The sequence below is a fragment of the Jejuibacter sp. L23 genome (genome assembly GCF_050815825.1).
GTDB lineage: Bacteria > Pseudomonadota > Gammaproteobacteria > Enterobacterales > Enterobacteriaceae > Jejubacter > Jejubacter calystegiae.
This window is the reverse complement of the sequence record NZ_CP138199.1, coordinates 1,785,071-1,807,093: the sequence shown is the minus strand read 5'-3', so window position 1 is coordinate 1,807,093 and position 22,023 is coordinate 1,785,071. Positions and strand designations below refer to the sequence as shown.

22 protein-coding genes are annotated in these 22,023 nt (G+C 58.1%); 16 read left to right on the top strand and 6 right to left on the bottom strand.

Going from position 1 to position 22,023, the window contains the following annotated elements:
• Positions 1-249 precede the first annotated feature (249 nt).
• From rhtA to glnQ, 5 genes are all read left to right on the top strand, one after another.
• A complete protein-coding gene (gene rhtA / locus SCU88_RS08335; protein WP_175339725.1) occupies positions 250-1,137 on the top strand; it encodes a threonine/homoserine exporter RhtA in 888 nt (295 codons plus the stop codon).
• A gap of 233 nt (positions 1,138-1,370) precedes the next feature.
• Positions 1,371-1,874 (top strand): DNA starvation/stationary phase protection protein Dps, encoded by a 504-nt coding sequence (gene dps, locus SCU88_RS08330; protein ID WP_138096540.1) that lies wholly within the window; start codon positions 1,371-1,373, stop codon positions 1,872-1,874.
• 336 nt (positions 1,875-2,210) lie between these two features.
• Positions 2,211-2,954 carry a glutamine ABC transporter substrate-binding protein GlnH gene (glnH, locus tag SCU88_RS08325; RefSeq protein ID WP_175339724.1) on the top strand — a complete coding sequence of 248 codons (744 nt, stop codon included), beginning with the start codon at positions 2,211-2,213 and terminating at the stop codon, positions 2,952-2,954.
• Between the two features lie 65 nt (positions 2,955-3,019).
• On the top strand, positions 3,020-3,679 hold the full coding sequence (glnP, locus tag SCU88_RS08320) for a glutamine ABC transporter permease GlnP (protein ID WP_138096538.1): 660 nt from the start codon (positions 3,020-3,022) through the stop codon (positions 3,677-3,679).
• A complete protein-coding gene (gene glnQ / locus SCU88_RS08315; protein ID WP_138096537.1) occupies positions 3,676-4,398 on the top strand; it encodes a glutamine ABC transporter ATP-binding protein GlnQ in 723 nt (240 codons plus the stop codon). Before glnP ends, glnQ begins: the two co-directional genes overlap by 4 nt.
• An 18-nt stretch (positions 4,399-4,416) precedes the next feature.
• Here the strand turns inward: glnQ and rlmF are convergent, their stop codons facing one another.
• Positions 4,417-5,334 (bottom strand): 23S rRNA (adenine(1618)-N(6))-methyltransferase RlmF, encoded by a 918-nt coding sequence (gene rlmF, locus SCU88_RS08310; RefSeq protein ID WP_175339723.1) that lies wholly within the window; start codon positions 5,332-5,334, stop codon positions 4,417-4,419.
• Positions 5,335-5,449: 115 nt separating this feature from the next.
• On the opposite strand from rlmF, the gene SCU88_RS08305 reads away from it, so the two are divergent.
• The 3 genes from SCU88_RS08305 (at position 5,450) to bhsA (ending at position 7,062) form a co-directional block, all read left to right on the top strand.
• Positions 5,450-6,088, top strand: a complete 639-nt coding sequence (locus tag SCU88_RS08305; protein WP_175339722.1) for a flavin reductase — start codon at positions 5,450-5,452, stop codon at positions 6,086-6,088.
• A 153-nt stretch (positions 6,089-6,241) separates the two neighbouring features.
• Positions 6,242-6,502 (top strand): DUF1471 family periplasmic protein McbA, encoded by a 261-nt coding sequence (gene mcbA, locus SCU88_RS08300; protein WP_138096534.1) that lies wholly within the window; start codon positions 6,242-6,244, stop codon positions 6,500-6,502.
• 302 nt (positions 6,503-6,804) lie between these two features.
• Positions 6,805-7,062, top strand: a complete 258-nt coding sequence (bhsA, locus tag SCU88_RS08295) for a multiple stress resistance protein BhsA (RefSeq protein WP_138096533.1) — start codon at positions 6,805-6,807, stop codon at positions 7,060-7,062.
• 161 nt (positions 7,063-7,223) lie between these two features.
• Here the strand turns inward: bhsA and SCU88_RS08290 are convergent, their stop codons facing one another.
• The 4 genes from SCU88_RS08290 to rhlE form a co-directional block, all read right to left on the bottom strand.
• A complete protein-coding gene (locus SCU88_RS08290; protein ID WP_175339721.1) occupies positions 7,224-7,457 on the bottom strand; it encodes a SymE family type I addiction module toxin in 234 nt (77 codons plus the stop codon).
• 590 nt (positions 7,458-8,047) lie between these two features.
• Entirely contained in the window at positions 8,048-9,016 is a 969-nt protein-coding gene (gene ybiB / locus SCU88_RS08285; protein WP_175339720.1) for a DNA-binding protein YbiB, read from the bottom strand.
• A 3-nt stretch (positions 9,017-9,019) separates the two neighbouring features.
• Entirely contained in the window at positions 9,020-11,233 is a 2,214-nt protein-coding gene (gene dinG, locus SCU88_RS08280; RefSeq protein WP_175339719.1) for an ATP-dependent DNA helicase DinG, read from the bottom strand.
• A gap of 70 nt (positions 11,234-11,303) precedes the next feature.
• Entirely contained in the window at positions 11,304-12,662 is a 1,359-nt protein-coding gene (gene rhlE, locus SCU88_RS08275) for an ATP-dependent RNA helicase RhlE (protein ID WP_175339718.1), read from the bottom strand.
• A 256-nt stretch (positions 12,663-12,918) separates the two neighbouring features.
• Here rhlE and cecR point away from each other — a divergent pair, with 256 nt between their 5' ends.
• Genes cecR through SCU88_RS08250 form a run of 5 tightly spaced genes read left to right on the top strand, consistent with a single transcriptional unit; the run spans position 12,919 to position 18,590 of the window.
• On the top strand, positions 12,919-13,611 hold the full coding sequence (gene cecR, locus SCU88_RS08270) for a transcriptional regulator CecR (RefSeq protein WP_175339717.1): 693 nt from the start codon (positions 12,919-12,921) through the stop codon (positions 13,609-13,611).
• A complete protein-coding gene (hlyD, locus tag SCU88_RS08265; protein ID WP_175339716.1) occupies positions 13,601-14,614 on the top strand; it encodes a secretion protein HlyD in 1,014 nt (337 codons plus the stop codon). Before cecR ends, hlyD begins: the two co-directional genes overlap by 11 nt.
• A complete protein-coding gene (locus SCU88_RS08260) occupies positions 14,601-16,346 on the top strand; it encodes an ATP-binding cassette domain-containing protein (protein WP_175339715.1) in 1,746 nt (581 codons plus the stop codon). The genes hlyD and SCU88_RS08260 overlap by 14 nt, the downstream gene beginning before the upstream one ends.
• Positions 16,336-17,472 (top strand): ABC transporter permease, encoded by a 1,137-nt coding sequence (locus SCU88_RS08255; protein WP_138096525.1) that lies wholly within the window; start codon positions 16,336-16,338, stop codon positions 17,470-17,472. The genes SCU88_RS08260 and SCU88_RS08255 overlap by 11 nt, the downstream gene beginning before the upstream one ends.
• An 11-nt stretch (positions 17,473-17,483) precedes the next feature.
• Positions 17,484-18,590, top strand: a complete 1,107-nt coding sequence (locus SCU88_RS08250; protein WP_138096524.1) for an ABC transporter permease — start codon at positions 17,484-17,486, stop codon at positions 18,588-18,590.
• On the opposite strand, the gene SCU88_RS08245 is transcribed toward SCU88_RS08250, so the two are convergent.
• Positions 18,552-18,965, bottom strand: coding sequence for a YbhQ family protein (locus tag SCU88_RS08245; protein WP_138096523.1), 414 nt, complete (start codon positions 18,963-18,965; stop codon positions 18,552-18,554). The genes SCU88_RS08250 and SCU88_RS08245 overlap by 39 nt on opposite strands.
• Positions 18,966-19,097: 132 nt before the next feature.
• On the opposite strand from SCU88_RS08245, the gene SCU88_RS08240 reads away from it, so the two are divergent.
• From SCU88_RS08240 to SCU88_RS08230, 3 genes are read left to right on the top strand one after another with little or no spacing between them, the layout of a single operon-like run.
• Entirely contained in the window at positions 19,098-19,859 is a 762-nt protein-coding gene (locus SCU88_RS08240; protein WP_175339714.1) for an endonuclease/exonuclease/phosphatase family protein, read from the top strand.
• Complete coding sequence (gene clsB, locus SCU88_RS08235; protein ID WP_175339713.1) at positions 19,856-21,079, top strand: cardiolipin synthase ClsB; 1,224 nt, start codon at positions 19,856-19,858, stop codon at positions 21,077-21,079. Before SCU88_RS08240 ends, clsB begins: the two co-directional genes overlap by 4 nt.
• The gene (locus SCU88_RS08230; protein ID WP_175339712.1) at positions 21,079-22,023 is read left to right on the top strand and encodes a lysylphosphatidylglycerol synthase domain-containing protein; all 945 of its coding nucleotides are present in this window, start codon (positions 21,079-21,081) and stop codon (positions 22,021-22,023) included. Before clsB ends, SCU88_RS08230 begins: the two co-directional genes overlap by 1 nt.

Below are 22,023 nucleotides of genomic sequence, written 5' to 3'. Positions count from 1 at the left end.
AACTGACTATCCCTTTCATAAGACACGTAATTTTGCAGGCGGAATGCTATTATGGTCCTCATTCCCGCAGGCTTCCATTCAGATTAATCCTAAAATCATCGTTCGTAGGGAACTTCTGATGCCGCGAATCATAACGATCGGCAGAAACTTTTTTTTCAACGGATGCTAAACCAGAAACAACTCTTCCATTACACTGAGCCAGATTTTCCTTTATTAACGATTCATTGACAAAAACTGACAGGATGCAGGATGCCAACGTTGTCCCGTAAATCGCCCGCCTGGGTGCCCGTGGTGCTGCTGCTCATCGCCATGACCTCTATTCAGAGCGGCGCTTCTCTCGCCAAATCCCTGTTCCCCCTGGTCGGCGCCCCCGGCGTCACCGCGCTGCGCCTGGCGCTGGGCACCCTGATTCTGGTGGTGGTATTTAAACCCTGGCGTCTGCGCTTTCAGCCCGAACAGCGCATCCCGCTGCTGCTTTACGGACTGGCTCTGGGGGGAATGAACTACTTCTTTTACCTCTCTCTGCACAGTATCCCGCTGGGGATCGCCGTAGCCCTGGAATTTACCGGGCCGCTGGCAGTGGCGCTTTTCTCATCCCGCCGCCCCGTTGATTTCCTGTGGGTGCTGCTTGCCATCGGCGGCCTGTGGATGCTGCTGCCGCTGGGTGACGGGATTTCGGGCATTGATCCAGCAGGCGCCGCCTGGGCGCTGCTGGCGGGCGCCTGCTGGGCCGTCTATATCCTGACCGGTCAGCGCGCTGGCGACGGCCACGGTCCGGCCACCGTGGCGATGGGCTCAGTGATTGCAGCACTGGTTTTCATTCCTGTCGGCGTCTGGCAGGCGGGCCCTGCATTATGGCAGTGGTCGCTGCTGCCGCTGGGACTGGCCATTGCCGTACTTTCCACCGCACTCCCCTACTCGCTGGAGATGGTGGCGCTGACCCGTCTGCCTACCCGTACTTTCGGTACCCTGATGAGCATGGAGCCGGGTATGGCTGCGCTCTCCGGAATGCTGTTCCTGGGGGAACGCCTGAGTGCCATCCAGTTGTTGGGCCTGCTGTCGATCGTTCTGGCCTCTGTGGGCTCCACACTGACGCTAAAACGCGAACCGAAAGTCGAGAGTATTGATATTAATTAAGCGGCTTAAATTTCACAAAATAATAACAATACGTCGTTACGCTTTTTCTGCCAGTATTTCGCAAGAAATGCTGGCTTTTTAATACAACACTTTGATTATTAACAATTTGATAAAGACAATTTCATCATTACTATTTAACTAATAGGCAATATCGCAACCAGCAGAGTAAAAAAGCGGTGCTATACTTATTCCCGAAGTTTTTTGGGACATAAACATCAAGAGGACATGAAATCATGAGTACCGCTAAACTGGTGAAAACAAAATCTTCTGAGCTGCTTTACACCCGCAATGATGTGGCTGATGGCGAGAAAAAAGAGACCATTGAGTTGCTGAACCGTCAGGTTGTCCAGTTCATCGATCTGGCGCTCATCACCAAACAGGCTCACTGGAATATGCGCGGTGCTAACTTCATTGCCGTACACGAAATGCTGGATGGTTTCCGTGATGCGCTGAACGAGCATATGGATACCATGGCCGAACGTGCCGTGCAGTTAGGCGGCGTTGCACTGGGCACTGCCCAGGTGATCAACAGCAACACGCCGCTGAAAAGCTACCCGCTCGATATTCATACCGTTCAGGAACACCTGAAAGAGCTGGCTGACCGCTATGCCATCGTCGCTAACGACGTACGTAAAGCCATTAGCGAAGCCAAAGATGAAGACACTGCAGATATCTTTACCGCGGCTTCCCGCGATCTGGATAAATTCCTGTGGTTCATCGAAGCCAACCTCGAATAAGTCCCCCTGTCGCGCCTCCTCCCTAAGGGGGCGCACTATCAGAGTGCATCCCCCCTTCTTTCTTCCTGCAAAAGTTAAATTATTGCAATAAACACCTCACACAATTGTTATCAGGCGATTGTTCCTCCTGTGGATTTTACGCTAAATAGAGTAGTGCTAACCGGATGAGCAAGCGCGCCCCACTCCGGTGCAATATCCGATTATTGTCTGCACGCTGGTGCAGGGCTCACTTTTAACAATCAATGAATTCAGTCAGTTAGATATCATGGCATGAATTTTTCATACTGCGTTTAGTCCGATCCGGTGCGTTCACCGGGCATACCAAAAGGAAGAGCTATGAAGTCTGTTTTGAAGTGTTCTCTGGCTGCACTCACTCTCGCTTTCGCCGTTTCGACTACGGCTGCAGAAAAAAAATTGATCGTGGCGACCGATACCGCCTTTGTTCCCTTTGAGTTTAAGCAGGGAAATCAGTATGTCGGTTTTGATATTGACCTCTGGGCCGCCATCGCCAAAGAGCTCAAACTGGACTACACCCTGAAGCCCATGGATTTCAGCGGCATTATTCCGGCGCTGCAAACCCGTAATGTCGATCTCGCGCTGGCGGGTATCACTATTACCGACGAGCGCAAACGCGCCATCGACTTCTCCGACGGCTACTACAAGAGTGGTCTGTTAGTAATGGTCAGGGCTAATAACGACGAGGTGAAGAGCGTTAAAGATCTCGACGGTAAGGTGCTGGCCGTGAAGAGCGGTACGGGTTCGGTGGATTACGCGAAGCAAAACATTAAGACCAAAGATCTGCGCCAGTTCCCGAACATCGACAATGCCTATATGGAGCTGGGCACCAATCGCGCCGACGCGGTGCTGCACGACACGCCAAACATCCTCTACTTTATTAAGACCGCTGGTCAGGGCAAGTTCAAAGCGGTGGGCAATTCGCTGGAAGCCCAACAGTATGGCATCGCCTTCCCGAAAGGCAGCGAACTGCGTGACAAGGTCAACGGCGCGCTGAAAACCCTGCGTGAAAACGGTACTTACGACCAAATCTATAAAAAGTGGTTCGGCAAAGATCCGGAATAATCCTCACGGCGAGGGGGGAGCTCGCCCCCCGCCCACTTCTGCTTTGTTTGCGACAGGAAATCATCATGGAGTTTGACTGGAGCGCCATCTGGCCTGCGATACCGCTGCTGCTGGAAGGCGCAAAAATGACGCTTTGGATCTCGGTACTCGGCCTGCTGGGCGGGCTGGTTATCGGTCTTATCGCCGGTTTCGCCCGCAGCTTTGGCGGCTGGATCCTGAATCATCTGGCCCTGGCATTTATTGAACTGATTCGCGGCACCCCCATCGTGGTGCAGGTCATGTTTATCTACTTTGCCCTGCCGATGGCCTTTTCCGATCTGCGTATCGATCCCTTCACCGCCGCAGTAGTCACCATCATGATTAACTCGGGCGCCTATATTGCTGAAATTACCCGCGGCGCCGTGCTCTCTATCCATAAAGGATTTCGCGAAGCAGGCCTGGCGCTGGGCCTTTCACGCCGCGATACCATTCGCTACGTGATTCTGCCGCTGGCCCTGCGCCGCATGCTGCCGCCGCTGGGTAACCAGTGGATTATCAGCATCAAAGATACCTCGCTGTTTATCGTGATAGGCGTAGCGGAGCTGACCCGCCAGGGGCAGGAGATTATCGCCGGTAACTTCCGGGCACTGGAAATCTGGAGCGCCGTCGCGGTTATCTATCTGATTATCACCCTGGTGCTGAGCTTTGTTCTGCGTCGCCTCGAAAGAAGGATGAAGATCCTGTGATTGAGTTTAATAACGTTTCCAAGCACTTTGGGCCAACTCAGGTGCTGCACAATATCGATCTGCACATTCAGCAGGGCGAAGTAGTGGTAATAATCGGCCCTTCAGGCTCCGGTAAGTCGACCCTGCTGCGCTGTATTAACAAGCTGGAGGAGGTCACCTCTGGCGACCTGATCGTCGATGGTATGAAGGTCAATGACCCGAAAGTGGACGAACGCCTGATTCGCCAGGAGGCGGGCATGGTATTCCAGCAGTTCTACCTGTTCCCCCAAATGACGGCGCTGGAGAATGTGATGTTTGGTCCGGTTCGGGTACGCGGCACCCGCAAGGCCGATGCCGAAAAGCAGGCCAAAGCGCTGCTGGATAAAGTCGGACTGGCGGACCGCGCCGCTCACTATCCTTCCGAACTTTCGGGCGGCCAGCAGCAACGGGTCGCCATCGCCAGAGCGCTGGCGGTGAAACCCAAAATGATGCTGTTTGATGAGCCCACTTCGGCGCTGGATCCGGAGCTACGCCACGAGGTGCTGAAGGTGATGCAGGATCTGGCCGAAGAAGGGATGACCATGGTGATTGTCACCCATGAAATAGGCTTTGCCAGACAGGTCGCCTCACGGCTGATCTTTATCGATAAGGGGCGGATAGCCGCCGACGGCAACCCGCGTGAACTGATTGAAAACCCACCCGGTCAGCGGCTGCAGGAGTTCCTGCAGCACGTCTCCTGACCGCCAATAACGGCCCCCTTAGCGGGGCCGCTTCTCGCTAAAGCTCCAGCCGATAAAACGGCTCTGCTTCTGGCCCTGGGCCATGTTCTTTTTCACGACCCGAACCGCACCGGCACCCTGAAGCGCCCGGTAGATTTCCGGCAGGTGCTCGCCGCGTGATACCAGGGTGGTGAACCATCCCACCTGGCGGGCAAACGCCTTGCTCTCATCAATCATCTGCTGAATAAAACGTACTTCGCCGCCTTCGCACCACAGCTCTTTCGGCTGGCCGCCAAAGTTCAGGGCGTTTCCTTGCTCGCTCAGCCCCAGATTGCGTCGCTTGCGTTCGCTGCCCGCCTGGGCTGAGGCAGCCGAATCATGAAACGGTGGGTTACACATTGTCGCCGCGTAGCGCTCATTCGCGTGGATAATCCCCCGAAAAATGGCGTCGTCCTGCTTCTGACGACGTAGCCGAATGCGGCGGTTCAGGCCCGGATTCGCAGCCACGATAGCGGCGGCGCTGCGCAGCGCGTCCGGGTTAACCTCGCTGCCGGTAAAGCGCCAGCCGTACTCATACTGGCCAATCAACGGATAAATGCAGTTGGCGCCAGTACCGATATCCAGAATATCGGCCTGAGTCGGAACCGTTCCCTGGTTATCCTCTGCCAGCAGATCCGCCAGATAGTGCAGATAGTCGGCGCGCCCCGGCACCGGCGGGCACAGAAAGCCTTGCGGAATATCCCAGTGGATTATCTGATAGAAGCAGGCCAACAGCGCCTGATTCAGCGCCCTGACCGCCAGAGGGTCGGCGAAATCGATGGTCGGTTCGCCGCGGGGGCTGGTACGGACAAAGGCCTCCAGCGCCGGGCAGGCCGCAATGAGCGCGGGAAAATCATAGCGGGACTGGTGACGATTACGCGGGTGTAACCCGGAGCGCCTGGCGGGCTGGCTGGTCATGAGCATTCTCCTGTGTGGGCGCGTAAGATACCCGTTGTCGGCTCACAGGTAAATAATATCGGCGCCGTTGCGATACACTATCAGGGAATAAAAATCGCCATTAACGGGAAAACCAATGTCTGACGACTACTACTATTACGAGCCAGCAGCGGGCCATGGCCTGCCCCACGATCCTCTCAACGCGATTATCGGCCCGCGGCCTATCGGCTGGATAGCCACTCAGGACAGCAAAGGACAGCGCAACCTTGCCCCCTACAGCTTTTTTAACTGCTTTAACTACCGTCCACCGATTATCGGCTTCGCCAGTAGCGGCTATAAAGACAGCCTGCGCAATATTCTGGAAACCGGCGAGTTTGTCTGGAATCTGACTACCCGCCCTTTGGCGGAACAGATGAATGAAACCTCCGCCACGCTGCCGCACGGTGAGGACGAATTCGTCCGGGCCGGGCTGACGCCGCTGGCAGGAAAGCAGGTCAAAGCGCCGCGGGTGGCGGAAAGTCCGGTGAATTTTGAGTGTCGCCTGTCTCAGCACTGGCAGTTAACCTCCGCCGACGGCGAGCCCACGGACACCTGGCTGGTGCTGGGCGAAGTGGTGGCCGTTCATATCGACAGGCGGTTGCTGGAGCAGGGAATTTATCAGACTGCAAAAGCCCAGCCGGTACTGCGCGCCGGAGGGCCGAGCGCTTACTACAGCATTAGCGATGAGCAGCGTTTCGATTTGGTACGTCCCGATGCAATACCTGCAAAATCATAGCGTTAGTCAATTTTCATGGGTCAACTTTTGTCAGTAAATGTCGACCAGTGAAAAGCCATTTTTTGCGCCATATCACAGTCTACGGCGGACTACACTTTACTTCGCGGTGGTTAATTTTTAACCGCCATTGAGACCTGTCGTGAGGATGTGATCATGAAAAAACTGTCGCTCTTTTCTGCCGTTGTCACCTTCATTGTCTGTGTTCCCGCAAGCTTTGCGGCAACGCCGCTCACCAACCCGGAAACCAGCCAGCTCCGCCCCGCCGGCACGGTTTCAGCCAGCGGTGCCACCCACCTTGGCGATCTGGAAGACAAACTTGCCGAAAAGGCCCGTGAAGAGGGAGCGACGGGCTACGTTATCACCTCGGCTGGCGGCAATAATCAGATGCATGGTACCGCCACCATCTATAAATAAGCGCCGCTACCGGCGCGTCTGGCAGCGTCCCCGGCCTTCTGCGGGCGGGGCGCTATCGCTACCTGGCCTCTGGCGAATCCGGTGTGACCAAATGTGCCTTTTCCATACTCTTGATGGCGTTTTTGGTGACGCAGTAGACAAAACCACAAAATAGCATTTAAAAATCAATATATTAATGAATGGTCAATTTTTTAGAACAACACCATCAATTCTTCCAGGTTTTATCTCTGTAAAAATACCGTGATAATGATCACATAAACGGAACGAAAGATTTTTTACAGAATAACCTGCGAGATATGACCATGAAAAACATTAAATATACTGTTGCTGCAATTGTGCTATCTACCCTGTCCTTCGGCGCCTTCGCCGCCCAGCCGGTCACCGATAATGACCAGCACGGCCAGAAGATCGGCGTTGTTTCCGCCTCTGGCGCCTACACCCTGACCCAGCTGGAAGATCAGCTGGCGGCTAAAGCCGATGCCCAGGGCGCCAGCGCCTATAAAATCACCTCTGCCTCCGGCGAAAATCTGCTGCACGGCACCGCGGTGATCTACAAGTAACCCTCAGCCGGGATCCCTCTCCCGGCCCCTTGTTCTGATCCCTAAATATGACGGAAACCCTGATGTTATCCCTTGCCCGCCGGCCACTGGCGGGCTTTTTTTTGGTTTGTTTTCGGATGAATATGTTGCGCTGGAAAAGATTCCGTTGACGGATATCATGCTTAACCGGGACAAATAATTATCCTGCCCGACTCGATGGTCACCTTCACCGGACTGCCGGTTTCAAATCCGGCTTCACCCAGCCAGTTGCCTTTCAGATGCAGACTGGGGTGGCGGCTGTAGTATGTTGTCATGCCGGTGGCGCGATTTTCGTGACGCGTGCTGATATATCCGACGGTCAGGTTGCGTTGTGTTTTGGAAATAGCGGGGCGTGGCTTATGATGGGTATCAGCCATAATCAACTCTCCTGTAGTTGGTTGTGGTTAGCGGCCTGTCAGTGTTCGTGCACTGGCGGGTCGCGTCTGTATAATTAGACGTTTCTTGCTGCGTTCCTGGCTCCCTTGAATAAAAAATCGCTGTCGGTATTTTAACCTGTAATAAATTACAGTGGTGGACTGAATATTTTATTGCTGAAACTGTCTCGCAATAATTCTGAGTTGTTTCATGAAGGTGGCAATATTTTCGTAATGATGCTGTCTTCAGGGGAAATATGTCGCGCTGGCGAAGATTCCGTTCACTTTAAGGTGATTTCTCTTATGTCGGTTTCGGAACCGGTGAACGGGTCGCCAGGGGGGTGGCGCCTGAGCCCCCCTGGCCCGTTCACCGGCTATGAATCAACAGAGAAGCAGTCACGCAAAGTGAACGGAACAGCCCACAGCGTCATTATATTCTGCCGCTTTTCTCCCCGGAACGTACACCAGGAAGGGAAAGGGAGTTCCCCCCTGCTCACCGGTTGTGAATCAACAGAAAAGCAGTCACGTAAAGTGAACGGAACAGCCCACCGCATCGCCATATTCCGCCGCTTTTCCCCTGAAACAAAGCCCGTTTACCCAAACAGCCGATTCACCTGCGCCAGCGCCGCAGCCATATCATCCTGCTCGCCGCTCGCCACCAGACAGCAGGCCAGCTGCTGCTTAATAGAGGCCGGTACCGGCTCTTCGCCCGCCACGCAGCGCTGAATCCAGCGGGCGGTGACTTCCGCGTCTTTATCGCCAGGCAGCGCGATATCCTGCTGCGCCTCATCCTGACGTTCGCACAGCACCTGCACATCCTGCTCCGCCACCAGGCTGATTTGCGGGCAACGCTGCGGATTCGCGTACACTTCGCCTTCCGTGCCGTGCATCAGCAGTGCCCGTCCGCCGGTCTGGTTAAAGAACTGCGCCACCCGGGTGACATACTCCGGATGCGAAACGCTGGACAGACGCAGCGCCCGATCTTCGCCAAACGGTGAGATGAGCTTCGCCAGGGTATGGGCGCTGCTACGCACTCCCAGTCGCCAGCGCAGCTCGAGCTGCCCGGTCAGCGGAGGGCACAGGGCATCCACTGGCATAAATAGCGGTTCGCTGGATTCCAGCTTCGCCTGGGCCTGACCGACATGCAGCGTGGGCGCAATACCCAGCAGCTCAAAGATAGTGGCCGAGATAACCCGGGTCGGATCTTCACTCACGCCGTGCACCACCACCGGGAAACCCATCCGGCTAAGCAGCAGCGCCAGCAGCGGCGTCAGGTTCGCCTGACGGCGGGCGCCGTTATAAGTCGGAATCACCACCGGCATCGGTCTGCCTGCAGGCGGGGTCAGCGTCAGGGTTCGCTGGCGCACCGCATCATAAAAACCGCGCAGTTCCGCCTCGCCTTCACCTTTAATACGCAGCGCAATCAGGATGCCGCCCAGCTCCAGTTCAGGCACCTTGCCATCCAGCATATGGCTGTACAGGCCGCGCGCGGTATCGAAGTCGAGATCCCGGGCGTGATTTTTACCGCGCCCAATCTCTTTAATTATTTTGCGGTAATCCACCAGTTAGCTCCTCTTTTGGGTCTTGTTATTCAGTTTAACGCGCCCGCTCCGACCTGAGCGACTCTTTCGCCCCCGGGCTCCGGTAACCGCCGGTTTTTCCAGCAGCTTGCTGTCAATCTCTGGCGCAGGTGGCTGAAGCACCGGGAAAACCGGCAACGCCGCCAGCAGCCGCTGGCCGTAGCTTTTCGTCAGCAGGCGCTTATCGTAAATCACCACTTCGCCCCAGCAGGCGTGGCTGCGAATCAGCCTGCCGACCTGCTGAATCAGATTGAAGGAGGCGCTGGGTAGACTCTGTACCTCGAACGGATAGCGCTTGTGGGCCTTCAGCCACTCCCCTTCGGTTTCCACCACCGGGCTGTCTACCGGCGGAAAAGCTATCTTATGAATATGCACCTGGCTTAGCAGCTCGCCTTTTAAATCCAGCCCCTCGGCGAACGATTGTAGCCCCACCAGCACGCTGGTCTGGCCTTCCGTAACCCGCTGGCGATGCAGCTCCACCAGCCGGTAACGCGGCAGATCCCCCTGTACCAGCAGTTGCAGGCGCAGATCGGGAACGCACTCCAGGAAAGCGGTCATCGCCCTCAGACTCGCGAACAGTACCAGCATGCCCCGGTGCTCGCCCTTTTCCAGTTCGCCGCGAAAGAAGCCCGCCATCTCGGCAATATGCAGCCGCTCATGCTCCATCAGCGGCGCGTAGCGCATTTGCGGAATCACCAGCCGCCCCTGATGCACGTGATCGAACGGCGAATCCAGCGCCACAAAGCGGTCCCCGGCCTTTTCCTTAAGGCCGCTCAGCTCCTGGAGACGAGTGAAGCTGTTCAGCGAACGCAGGGTCGCCGAGGTGACCACCACATGGGGAACGCTGCGCCACAGCAGCTTTTCCAGTTGATCGCTAACCCGAATGGCCGCGCAGTGCAGCAGCAGCTTCGGCTGCCCTTCGCGCACTTCCCGGGCTATCCACTTGCACACCGGCGCGTTCGAACTGTTGGCCATGGCCGCCAGTTTCCACAGCTTACTCTGGGCCTCGAAGTGCCCCAGAGCGCGATTCATCTGCAGGAGCAGTCGATGCAGCCGCACGATATCGTGCTGGCCGGTACGTTCGCTAAGGTCATTCAGAAAGGCTTCCGCCAGGCCGCGCAGCGCGTCGGAAAGCTTCGCCATGCGCTGTACCATCGGCAGCATCTCTTCTGGTAGTTCGCCCATGGCGAAACGGTACAGGCCTTCATTTTCGCCTGGCAGGTACAGACCAAAGATCCCCGCCAGCGTCGTGGCCAGTTCGTCCAGCTCTTCGCAATGGTTGTTCAGGCGCTCCGGAGTGGCAAGCGGCGGAATGCTTTTCGGGCGGAACTGTTCAAGACTGGTGGCGATCAACTTACTGAACAGATCCAGCTGTAACCGCAGCCAGCCGGGGGTGATTTCAGCGCTGGTTTCCAGGGCGTCACGCGCCACATCCGGCAGGTGATGGCCTTCATCCAGCACCAGCAGCAAATGTTTCGCCGGTGGCAGTACGCTCTCATTTTCCAGCGCCGCCATCACCAGGGCGTGATTCGCCACCACCACTTCGGCTTCAACGATCTCACGGCGCGCCACGAAAAATGGGCATTCGCGATACCACTGACAGTTAGTGCCCAGACAGCCGACTTTGTCGGTACTCAGCCGCCGCCACAGGTCATCGGCAATGTTTTTCTTGCTGTGGTCACGCACCCCGTCCCAGCTGTAGCTATCCAGGGTCTGCTTCAGATCGATGCACAGCTTGCGTTCTTCTTTGCTGGTGGCGGTCAGGGCGTCATCAAGCATCGCCAGCAGGTCGCCCTGCTGCTGCTGTTCGTCACTGGCCAACATGGCGAGATTGCGGGGACAGACGTAGCGCCCGCGCCCGAAGGCAGCGGTAAATTTTAAACCGGGGATTATTTTGGCAAGCAACGGCAGATCTTTACTGAAGATCTGATCCTGCAGCGCCACGTTGGCGGTGCTGATCACCAGGGTTTTCTGTTCGGCCCGGGCCAGAGCGATGCCGGGAATCAGGTAAGAGAGCGTCTTGCCGACGCCGGTCGGCGCTTCAATGGCGAGATGGCGCCCCTCTTCATCCGCCAGGGTTTTCGCCACTTCGGCGATCATCTGGCGCTGAGGAGCGCGAGGAATAAAGTCCGGAATTTGCTGAGAAAGCGCCTTGTACCAGGCGCTGATTTGCGCCTTATGCGCCGCGGACAATGCCATGGGAGAACCGTATCTACTGTACAAACAGCCACTATTCTCCCATGTTTAAGGCATGGGGTACAGAAAGACCTTAGCGGTTACCTTCGCCGCCGCCCTGACCGCCGCGACGACGTCGACGACCGGAACGTTCACCGGCAGGCTTAGCCGCCTGGCCGCTTTCGGCGCGCTTACGCGGCTGCCCCTGGCTCTGGCCACGTCCGCCGCCATTACCGCGACCACCACCATTACCGCCGCGACCACCGCCGCTACGTCCCTGGCGGCCGTTCTGAATCGGCTCCGCCTTAATGGAGGGATCCGGCTCAAAGCCCGGCTCGGCAATACGCGGAATTTCGCGCTTCAGCAGGCGTTCGATATCACGCAGCAGTTTATGCTCATCCACGCAGACCAGCGACAGCGCTTCACCGGTGGCGGCAGCACGACCGGTACGGCCAATACGGTGCACGTAATCTTCCGGCACGTTAGGCAGCTCATAGTTGACCACGTGCGGCAGCTCTTCAATATCCAGACCGCGGGCGGCGATATCGGTCGCCACCAGCACCCGAATATCACCGGACTTAAAGTTGGCCAGCGCCCGGGTACGCGCTCCCTGGCTCTTGTTACCGTGAATAGCGGCGGCGGTGATGCCGTCTTTATTCAACTGTTCCGCCAGATGGTTAGCGCCGTGCTTGGTGCGGGTAAAGACCAGCACCTGGCGCCAGTCGCCTTTGCCAATCATCAGTGACAGCAGCTCGCGCTTGCGTTTCTTATCCACAAAATGAACGTGCTGGGTCACCTGCTCTGAAGCGGTGTTGCGGCGCGCTACCTCCACCTCTTCCGGGTTGTGCAGCAGTTTTTCCGCCAGCCCCTTAATTTCGTCAGAGAAGGTGGCGGAAAACAGCAGATTCTGACGGCGTGGCGGCAGCTTCGCCAGTACCCGACGGATATCGTGGATAAAGCCCATATCCAGCATGCGATCGGCTTCGTCCAGCACCAGGATTTCCACCTGGTCCAGATTCACGGCGTTCTGATGTTCCAGATCGAGCAGGCGCCCGGGAGTCGCCACCAGCACGTCAACACCGCCGCGCAGCTTCATCATCTGCGGGTTGATGCTTACGCCGCCGAACACCACCAGCGAACGGATGTTGAGGTATTTGCTGTAGTCGCGTACGTTTTCGCCGATCTGCGCGGCCAGTTCACGGGTGGGGGTCAGGATCAGGGCGCGCACCGGGCGACGCCCTTTGCTGTGCGGCTCGCGCTGAGTCAGCAGCTCCAGCAGCGGCAGCGTAAAGCCTGCGGTTTTACCGGTGCCCGTCTGGGCGCTGGCCATCAGATCGCGACCGCTGAGCACCACGGGAATCGCCTGGCGCTGAATAGGGGTGGGTTCGCGATAGCCCTGTTCGGCAACGGCGCGCAAAATATCGGGGCTCAGCCCAAGAGAATCAAAAGACATAACTACTCCAGACCCGCCCTGACCGGGCAACCGGTGTAGTTTCCAGGGGGAGTGTGCAAGCCGGGAACCGGCCGGTTACTTAAAGGCACAAACTACGGCGCCATTACAGGGGGCGGAGTGTATCAGTTTTTGCGACATGGCGCATAAATTCTCCCGTGTGGAAACATTGACAGAACAAATTGACGTTTCTGGACACGCTGGCAAAACCTGCTTACTCTTAATCAATCGATTGATTAAGTTTTCAGGAATTCTCCCGATGAGCAACGACGCCAGCCCCCCTACCGCCAGAGGTGAACAGGCAAAGCAGCAGCTGATTCAGGCTGCCATCGCCCAGTTCGGCGAATACGGTCTGCATGCCACCACCCGGGATATCGCCGCTCAGGCGCAACAGAATATCGCCGCCATTACCTATTACTTCGGATCAAAAGAGGCGCTTTATCTGGCCTGCGCTCGCTGGATTGCCGATTTCATTGATAATAATTTCCAGCAGCATGCCGCTGCCGCCGAAAAGCTGCTGGCAAGCGGAGACGATCGGAAAGCCGTGCGCCAGCTTATCGTTGAAGCCAGCCGCCATCTTATCGCCCTGCTCACCGCCGATGAAACGCTGAATATCAGCAAGTTTATTTCCCGCGAGCAACTGGCGCCGACCGAAGCTTACCAGTTGATTCACGAACGGGTGACCGCGCCGATGCATCAGCTTCTGACCCGACTTATCGCCAGCTACTGCGGGCGCGACCCGGAAGATACCGAAACCATTCTCCACACCCATGCCCTACTGGGGGAGATACTCGCCTTTCGGCTGGGGCGCGAAACCATTCTGCTGCGCGCCGGGTGGCAGCGCTTCGATGCGGCAGGGGTTAAGCTGATTATCCGGGTGGTGACCCAGCATATCGATTTCATTCTACAGGGACTTTCCGTCCAGCGAGGAGCCGACGAAAATGAAAAGTAGCAAGCCTGTCCTGGTAGTGTTAATCATTGTGGCACTACTGGCCGCCGCGCTCGGCGGCTGGTGGTGGTATCGCAGCCAACACAATCAGCCGCTAACGCTGTACGGTAACGTGGATATCCGCACGGTTAATATGAGCTTCCGGGTTGGCGGTCGTCTGGCAAGCCTTAACGTGGATGAAGGAGATACCATTAAGCGCGGCGACGTGCTGGGCGAGCTGGACCAGGCGCCTTTGCATAATGCCCTGCAGCAATCTCAGGCCAATGTTGCCGTTGCCCAGGCCAAATATGACCTGATGATGGCCGGCTACCGCAGTGAAGAGATAGCCCAGGCCGCCGCCGCTGAACGCCAGGCTCACGCCTCCTGGGAGTATGCGGATAAGTTTTATCAGCGCCAGTTGGGGCTGTGGAACAGCCGCGCCGTTTCGGCCGACGCGCTGTCTGACGCCCGTTCATCCCGGGATCAGGCCGCGGCGAACCTGAAAGCGGCCCGCGATAAACTGGCCCAGTACCAGGCCGGAAACCGGCCCCAGGAAATTGCCGAAGCTAAAGCCAGTCTGGAACAGGCCCAGGCCGCGCTGGCTCAGGCCAGGCTGGATCTTCAGGACGCCACGCTTATCGCCCCTTCGGACGGCACCCTGCTGACCCGTTCCGTTGAGCCCGGCACCATGCTCAGCGCCGGTAGCAGCGTTCTGACGCTGTCGCTGACCCGCCCGGTCTGGATCCGCGCTTATGTGGACGAGCCCAACCTCAATCAGGTCCAACCGGGTCGTAAAGTGCTGATTTACACCGACGGCCGCCCGAATAAGCCCTGGCACGGCCAGATTGGCTTTGTGTCACCGACCGCCGAATTCACCCCCAAGAGCGTAGAGACCCCGGATCTGCGGACCGATCTGGTCTACCGCCTGCGCATTATCGTGACCGATCCGGACGATACCCTGCGCCAGGGAATGCCGGTCACCCTGCGCTTTAGCGACGCGAAGGCAAGCACCGATGAGCCACGCTGAGCGTACCATTGAACTGAAGGGCGTAGTCAAACGCTTCCCTGATATGGAAAAGCCAGCGGTCGCCAGCCTGACGGTGACGCTCAGCGCTGGCGGCGTCATTGGCCTGGTAGGGCCGGACGGCGCCGGTAAAACCACGCTGATGCGCATGCTGGCGGGGTTACTACAGCCCAGCGAAGGCGCTGTTCGGGTGGCCGGGCTGGATCCCATTAAGGATTCCGGAGATCTCCACGCGCTGATGGGCTATATGCCGCAGAAATTCGGCCTCTACGAGGACTTAACGGTCCAGGAGAACCTGAATCTCTACGCCGACCTGCGTAGCGTCACCGGCGAACAGCGCCATCAGACTTTCGAAAAACTGCTGGCCTTTACCGCCCTGGCCCCCTTCACCGGGCGCCTGGCGGGCAAACTTTCCGGCGGGATGAAACAGAAGCTCGGGCTGGCCTGCACCCTGGTGGGCCAACCCCAGGTGCTGCTGCTGGATGAACCCGGCGTTGGGGTCGACCCTATTTCGCGCCGCGAGCTGTGGCAGATGGTGCACACGCTTTCCGACGAAGGCATGCTGATTCTGTGGAGCACCTCCTACCTGGACGAAGCCGAGCAGTGCCGCACTATTCTGCTGATGAACGAGGGAGAGATGCTCTGGCAGGGCGAACCGAAAACGTTGACCCGCCAGATGACCGGACGCAGCTGGCTGATGACCAGCCCCGACCTGAACAATCGCCAGCTGCTGCAGCGTGCGCTACGGCAGCCGACGGTCAGCGACGGCGTTATCCAGGGAAAATCAGTGCGGGTAATTCTGAACCAGGGGGCCCAGGCCGATGTCCTGGCCCAGGCTCTGGCGCTGCCGCCCGACCATATTGCACAGACCGCGCCGCGCTTTGAGGATGCCTTTATCGATCTGCTGGGCGGCGCGACGGCCGCCGAGTCGCCGCTGGGCGCCATTCTGCACGATGTGGAAGGCGCCCCTGGTGAAACGGTGATCGAAGCGCGCCAGCTCACCAAAAAATTCGGCGACTTCGCGGCCACCGACCATGTTGACTTCAAAGTGACGCGCGGCGAGATCTTCGGGCTGCTCGGCCCTAACGGCGCAGGCAAATCCACCACCTTCAAGATGATGTGCGGCCTGCTGGTGCCCACCTCCGGTCAGGCGCTGGTGCTGAATATGGATCTTAAGACCGACTCCGGCCAGGCACGCCAGCATCTGGGCTACATGGCCCAGAAGTTTTCACTGTACGGCAACCTGACGGTCAACCAGAACCTGCACTTTTTCTCCGGCATCTATGGCCTTAAGGGACGACGCCAGCGTGAAAGCATTGAACGGATGAGCCAGGCGTTTAACCTGACGCCCATCGCCCGCCACAATACCGATGCCCTGCCGCTGGGTTTCAAGCAGCGGCTGGCGCTGGCCTGCTCGCTGATGCACGAGCCGGATATCCTGTTTCTGGATGAACCCACCTCCGGGGTGGATCCTCTCACCCGCCGAGAATTCTGGCTGCATATCAACAGTATGGTCGAACGCGGCGTGACCGTGATGGTCACCACCCACTTTATGGACGAGGCGGAATACTGCGACCGCATCGGTCTGGTGTACCACGGCAAGATCATCGCCAGCGGTACGCCGGATGCCCTGAAGCAGCAGGCCGCAGACGCCGAACACCCGGATCCCACCATGGAACAGGCCTTTATCGCCCTGATTCACCAGTGGGACAAGGAGCACAGCCATGGCCAATAGTCGACTCTTCTCCGCCCGGCGGGTACGCGCCCTGTGCCTGAAAGAGACCCGCCAGATTCTGCGCGATCCCAGTAGCTGGTTGATTGCGGTGGTCATTCCCCTGCTGCTGCTGTTTATCTTCGGTTACGGCATTAATCTGGACTCCAGCCAGTTGCGGGTCGGCGTGCTGCTGGAACAGCGCAGCGAAGAGGCGGTGGACTTTACCCGCACCCTGAGCGCCTCGCCCTTTATTGACGCTACCGTCAGCAATAATCGCCAGCAGTTGATCGAAATGATGCAGAGCGGGCGGATTCGCGGGCTGGTGGTATTGCCGGTGAATTTCGCCGAGCGGCTGGCAAGCCCCGGCGACAGCGCGCCTGTCCAGGTGATTACCGACGGCAGCGAACCTAACACCGCCAACTTTGTGCAGGGCTACGTTCAGGGAAGCTGGCAAATCTGGCAGCAGCAGCGGGCACTTGCCCGGGGTGAAAATCTGCAGCCGCTGATCGACGTTCAGAGCCGCTACTGGTTTAACCCGGCCGCCATCAGCCGCCATTTTATTATCCCCGGCGCTATCACCATTATCATGACGGTGATCGGCGCTATTCTGACCTCGCTGGTGGTGGCCAGGGAGTGGGAGCGCGGCACCATGGAGGCACTGCTCTCCACAGAAGTGACCCGCAGCGAACTGCTGCTGTGCAAGCTTATCCCCTACTATTTTCTGGGCATGCTGGCGATGCTTATCTGTATGCTGATGACGGTCTTTGTGCTGGGCGTGCCCTACCGCGGTTCCCTGCTGCTGTTGTTTATTATCACCAGCCTGTTCCTGCTCAGTACCCTGGGAATGGGGCTTTTGATCTCCACCCTGACCCGTAATCAATTTAACGCCGCCCAGGTGGCGTTAAACGCGGCGTTTCTGCCATCGGTGATGCTATCCGGCTTTATTTTCCAGATAGACAGTATGCCTGCCGCCATCCGGGCGGTGACCTGGATTATTCCGGCACGCTACTTCGTCAGTACCCTACAGAGCCTGTTTCTGGCGGGCAATATCCCCATCGTGCTGCTGATTAATCTGCTGTTTTTGATTGGCTCGGCGGTGATGTTTATCGGCCTGACCTGGCTTAACACCAAACGCCGTCTCGATTAAGGAAGCCTCTGATGCTACATCGTTTATGGACACTGATTCGCAAAGAGCTACAGTCGCTGCTGCGAGAGCCTCAGACCCGCGCCATTCTGGTGCTACCGGTGATTATTCAGGTGGTGCTGTTCCCGCTGGCGGCAACCCTGGAAGTGACCAACGCTACCATCGCCATCTACAGCGAAGACAACGGCAGGCATTCGGTGGAGCTGACCCAGCGCTTTGCCCGGGCTAACGCCTTCAGCCACGTCCTGCGACTGCACGGCCCTCAGCAAGTCCAGCCCACTATCGATACTCAGAAGGCCCTGCTGGTGGCCCGCTTTCCGGCAAGCTTTTCCCGGGATCTCGATCAGGGCAAGCCCACCCAGCTTCAACTGATTCTCGACGGGCGAAATTCCAACAGCGCTCAGATAGCGGCCCGCTATCTGCAGCAGATTGTTATGGATTATCAGAATGAGCTGACTCAGGGCCAGGAGCGCAGCGGCAACAGCGAGCTGGTGGTGCGTAACTGGTACAACCCCAACCTGGACTATGACTGGTTCGTGGTGCCGTCGCTGGTGGCGATGATCACCACCGTCGGGATTATGATTGTGACTTCGCTTTCCGTGGCGCGCGAACGCGAACAGGGCACCCTCGACCAGTTGCTGGTTTCGCCGCTTACCACCTGGCAGATTTTTGTCGGTAAAGCGATTCCTGCGCTTATCGTCGCTACTTTCCAGGCCACTATCGTGCTGCTGGCCGGTATTTTGGTTTACCAGATACCCTTTGCCGGTTCGCTGCTGCTGTTCTACTTCACCATGGTGGTGTACGGGCTGTCGCTGGTGGGGTTCGGGCTGTTGATTTCGTCGCTGTGCGCCACCCAGCAGCAGGCGTTTATCGGGGTCTTTGTCTTTATGATGCCGGCGATTCTGCTATCGGGGTATGTCTCTCCGGTCGAGAATATGCCGGTCTGGTTACAGAACCTGACCTGGGTAAACCCCATCCGTCACTTTACCGAAATCACCAAGCAGATCTATTTGAAGGATGCCAGCTTCCACATCATCTGGCAGAGCTTATGGCCGCTACTGGTGATAGCGGCCACAACAGGATTAGCGGCGTACGCTATGTTTCGCAGGAAGATCGCCTGAGCGGCGGCGGTCTTTAATCAGCAGTGAGACCAGAGCCGGGCCAGCCAGCAGCGCCAGTCCGGCAACGGCCAGCAGAAAATTGTTATGCACCACCCGGGAAAGCAGCCAGATGGCGATCAGCGCAGCCCCGAAGTACCAGGCGGTGGTCAGTTCTTCCAGCAGATCGGCAAACTCCCGGCGCCAGCCTTCCGCATGGCGCTGGAACACTAACATCAGCATCAGCGTGACCGCGTACAGCGTGCAGAGCCCCAGCCCGACGCGCACCATCGTATTGCTCAACCAGCCCATAACCAGTAATGCGACTACCAGTAAATGCAGCATAATCTGCAGGCAACTCATGCCAGTTGCCACACGAATACGTTGTTGCCACTTCATGGCTCGTCTCCATTTAGTCTTTTTTTCTGTTCTTTCAGAGTACAGTACTTTAAGGAAAATTCCGTATCCCGCCAACTTTTTGTGACAAAGACTACACTTTATCGTCTACGGAGAGGCATTTGTGGGAGGCTCATGACCGACAAAACGGCGCATTTTTCGCTGCGGGTGCTGACCATCAACACCCACAAAGGGTTCACCGCCCTGAACCGGCGTTTTATCCTGCCAGAGCTGCGCGAGGCGGTTCGCAGCGTCTCGGCGGACATCGTCTGCCTGCAGGAAGTGCTGGGGGAGCATGAGATCCACGCCTTAAGGGTGGCCGGCTGGCCGGATGCGCCCCACTATGAATTTCTGGCCGATACCATGTGGCGCGACTACGCCTACGGCCGCAACGCCGTCTACCCCGAAGGGCACCACGGCAACGCCATTCTTTCCCGCTTTCCCATTGAGCAGTTTGAAAATCACGATGTCTCCATCCCCGGCCACGAAAAGCGCGGCCTGCTACGCTGCCGCATTCTGCTACCGGAAAGCGGTCAGCATATCCATATTATTTGCGTGCACCTGGGGCTGCACGACAGCCATCGCGCCATCCAGCTGCGGCAACTGGCGAGCCTGGTCAACGACCTGCCTGCCGATCAGCCGATAGTGGTGGCAGGTGACTTTAACGACTGGCGCCAGAAAGCCAACCGGCCGCTGCGGGAGCTGGCCGGGCTGGACGAGGTCTTTACCCGCGCCAGAGGACGCCCGGCGCGCACCTTTCCGGTACGCTTCCCCCTGCTGCGCCTGGACCGTATCTACGTTAAATACGCCTCTGCCAGCACCCCCTGGGCGCTGACGCTACGCGACTGGCGTCATCTCTCCGATCACGCCCCGCTGGCCGTGGAGATTCACCTGTGAAAAACCGCTGGCGCCAGGGCAACCATATTCAGTTACTGGAAAACGGCGAGGCGTTCTTCCCGGCGGTGTTCGACGCTATCGCCTCTGCCCGCACTCAGGTGCTGCTGGAAACCTTTATCTGGTTCGAGGACAGCGTAGGCTGGCGACTGCGCCATACCCTGCTGGCGGCCGCCAGACGCGGCGTTCGCGTCGAATGCCTGCTGGACGGCTACGGCACCCCGGAACTCTCCGCACACTTTATTGACGAACTGGTAGCCGCCGGAGTCATCGTCCGCTATTACGATCCGCGCCCCAGGCTGTTCGGCATGCGAACCAATCTGTTCCGCCGCATGCATCGTAAAACCGTAGTCGTGGATGAGCGAGTCGCCTTCGTCGGCGGCCTTAACTTTAGCGACGAGCATATGGCCAGCTACGGCACTGACGCCAAACAAGACTATGCCGTGATGGTCACCGGCCCGGTGGTGGAGGATATCCGCAGCTATGTGGAAAGTACTCTGCCGGAACCGGAGCGCCCCTTTTACGGCTGGCGCGGCCACGGCCCTTCTCACGAACCCCACGCCGGCGAGGCGCAGGCGCTATTTATCTGGCGCGACAACGGCCAGCACCGCGACGATATCGAACGCTACTATCTGAAAATGCTGGCGGGCGCCCGACGCGATGTCACTATCGCCAATGCTTACTTCTTTCCCGGCTACCGTCTGCTACACGCCATGCGTAACGCGGCCCGGCGCGGCGTGCAGGTGCGGTTGTTGGTTCAGGGACAGCCCGATATGCCCATCGTCCAGGTGGGGTCGCGCCTGCTGTATCGCTACCTGCTCAAGGCCGGGGTCCAAATCTTCGAATATCAGACCCGCGCCCTGCACGGCAAAGTGGCCGTGATGGACCAACACTGGGCCACCGTCGGCTCCAGTAACCTGGATCCGCTCAGCCTGTCGCTTAACCTGGAGGCCAATCTGATGATCCACGACAGCGACTTTAATCAGGAGCTGCGCGATAATCTGGACGCCCTTATCGAACACCAGAGCAAGCGGGTGGATGAGAACATGCTGCCGCGCCGCAGTTGGTGGAATCTGGCCTTCAGCGTGCTGGCCTTCCACTTCCTGCGCCACTTCCCCGCCATGGTGGGCTGGCTGCCGGCTCATCTGCCGCGCGTGACCCGGGTCAAACCTCAAAATAACGGGCAGTCTACCCAGAGTGACCGCCCGGAGGTTAAACCCTGATGGCCGCCGCCCATCCGCACTGGCGCCGCGTTACGCGCTTGCTGAACTGGCTGTTTGTGCTGGGGGTGCTGACGCTGATTGTCTTCTGGGCGCGTCAGGTCGACTGGCCGGAAGTGTGGCGGGCGTTTTTGCAACTCCCCCCTTCCACGCTGCTGCTCGCCGCCGGACTGGCGGCGTTCAGTTATCTGCTGTATGGCGGTTACGATCTGCTGGCCCGGGCCTGGTGCGGTCACTCTCTGGGTGCAGGCAAAGTGATCTCGATCGCCGCAATCTGCTACGCCTTTAACCTGACGCTAAGCACCTGGGTCGGCGGCATCGCCATGCGCTACCGCCTCTATTCCCGCCCTGGACTGAGCGGTAGCACCATCGCCGCTATCTTTTCGCTCAGCCTGACCACCAACTGGCTCGGCTATCTGCTGCTGGGCGGCCTGCTGTTCAGCCTGGGGGCGGTCCCCCTGCCCGCCCACTGGTACATTACGCCGCGAACGCTCCAGTTGCTGGGGGCGCTGCTGCTGGCGCTGGTGACGGGCTGGCTGTGGTGCTGCGCCCGCCTGAAACGGCGGCGCTTTACCCTGCGCGGCCTTACGCTGGCGCTGCCTGACGGAAAATTCGCACTGGCGCAATTACTGCTCTCCAGCGCCAACTGGATGACCATGGCGGCGATTATCTGGGTACTGATGGGCGACAGGCCCGCTTATCTGCTGGTGCTGGGGGTGTTACTGGTCAGCAGCATTGCCGGGGTGATCGTTCATATTCCGGCGGGAATTGGCGTACTGGAGGGGGTGTTTATTGCGCTGCTGGCTGGCAGTCACGTGAATCAGGGAACGCTGCTCGCCGCCCTGCTCACCTGGCGGTTGCTCTACTTCTTTATTCCGCTGCTGCTGGCCACCCTGGGCTATCTGTGGATGGAGGGCCGCGCCAGGCCTGAAAGCCCGGCGCGGTAG

Excerpts from the sequence above, each read along its gene's own strand:
- rhtA (WP_175339725.1), top strand. The coding sequence starts at position 250 with ATGCCAACGTTGTCCCGTAAATCGCCCGCCTGGGTGCCCGTGGTGCTG.
- dps (WP_138096540.1), top strand. The coding sequence starts at position 1,371 with ATGAGTACCGCTAAACTGGTGAAAACAAAATCTTCTGAGCTGCTTTAC.
- glnH (WP_175339724.1), top strand. The coding sequence starts at position 2,211 with ATGAAGTCTGTTTTGAAGTGTTCTCTGGCTGCACTCACTCTCGCTTTC.
- glnP (WP_138096538.1), top strand. The coding sequence starts at position 3,020 with ATGGAGTTTGACTGGAGCGCCATCTGGCCTGCGATACCGCTGCTGCTG.
- rlmF (WP_175339723.1), bottom strand. The coding sequence starts at position 5,334 with ATGACCAGCCAGCCCGCCAGGCGCTCCGGGTTACACCCGCGTAATCGT.
- SCU88_RS08305 (WP_175339722.1), top strand. The coding sequence starts at position 5,450 with ATGTCTGACGACTACTACTATTACGAGCCAGCAGCGGGCCATGGCCTG.
- mcbA (WP_138096534.1), top strand. The coding sequence starts at position 6,242 with ATGAAAAAACTGTCGCTCTTTTCTGCCGTTGTCACCTTCATTGTCTGT.
- bhsA (WP_138096533.1), top strand. The coding sequence starts at position 6,805 with ATGAAAAACATTAAATATACTGTTGCTGCAATTGTGCTATCTACCCTG.
- SCU88_RS08290 (WP_175339721.1), bottom strand. The coding sequence starts at position 7,457 with ATGGCTGATACCCATCATAAGCCACGCCCCGCTATTTCCAAAACACAA.
- dinG (WP_175339719.1), bottom strand. The coding sequence starts at position 11,233 with ATGGCATTGTCCGCGGCGCATAAGGCGCAAATCAGCGCCTGGTACAAG.
- rhlE (WP_175339718.1), bottom strand. The coding sequence starts at position 12,662 with ATGTCTTTTGATTCTCTTGGGCTGAGCCCCGATATTTTGCGCGCCGTT.
- cecR (WP_175339717.1), top strand. The coding sequence starts at position 12,919 with ATGAGCAACGACGCCAGCCCCCCTACCGCCAGAGGTGAACAGGCAAAG.
- hlyD (WP_175339716.1), top strand. The coding sequence starts at position 13,601 with ATGAAAAGTAGCAAGCCTGTCCTGGTAGTGTTAATCATTGTGGCACTA.
- SCU88_RS08260 (WP_175339715.1), top strand. The coding sequence starts at position 14,601 with ATGAGCCACGCTGAGCGTACCATTGAACTGAAGGGCGTAGTCAAACGC.
- SCU88_RS08255 (WP_138096525.1), top strand. The coding sequence starts at position 16,336 with ATGGCCAATAGTCGACTCTTCTCCGCCCGGCGGGTACGCGCCCTGTGC.
- SCU88_RS08250 (WP_138096524.1), top strand. The coding sequence starts at position 17,484 with ATGCTACATCGTTTATGGACACTGATTCGCAAAGAGCTACAGTCGCTG.
- SCU88_RS08245 (WP_138096523.1), bottom strand. The coding sequence starts at position 18,965 with ATGAAGTGGCAACAACGTATTCGTGTGGCAACTGGCATGAGTTGCCTG.
- SCU88_RS08240 (WP_175339714.1), top strand. The coding sequence starts at position 19,098 with ATGACCGACAAAACGGCGCATTTTTCGCTGCGGGTGCTGACCATCAAC.
- SCU88_RS08230 (WP_175339712.1), top strand. The coding sequence starts at position 21,079 with ATGGCCGCCGCCCATCCGCACTGGCGCCGCGTTACGCGCTTGCTGAAC.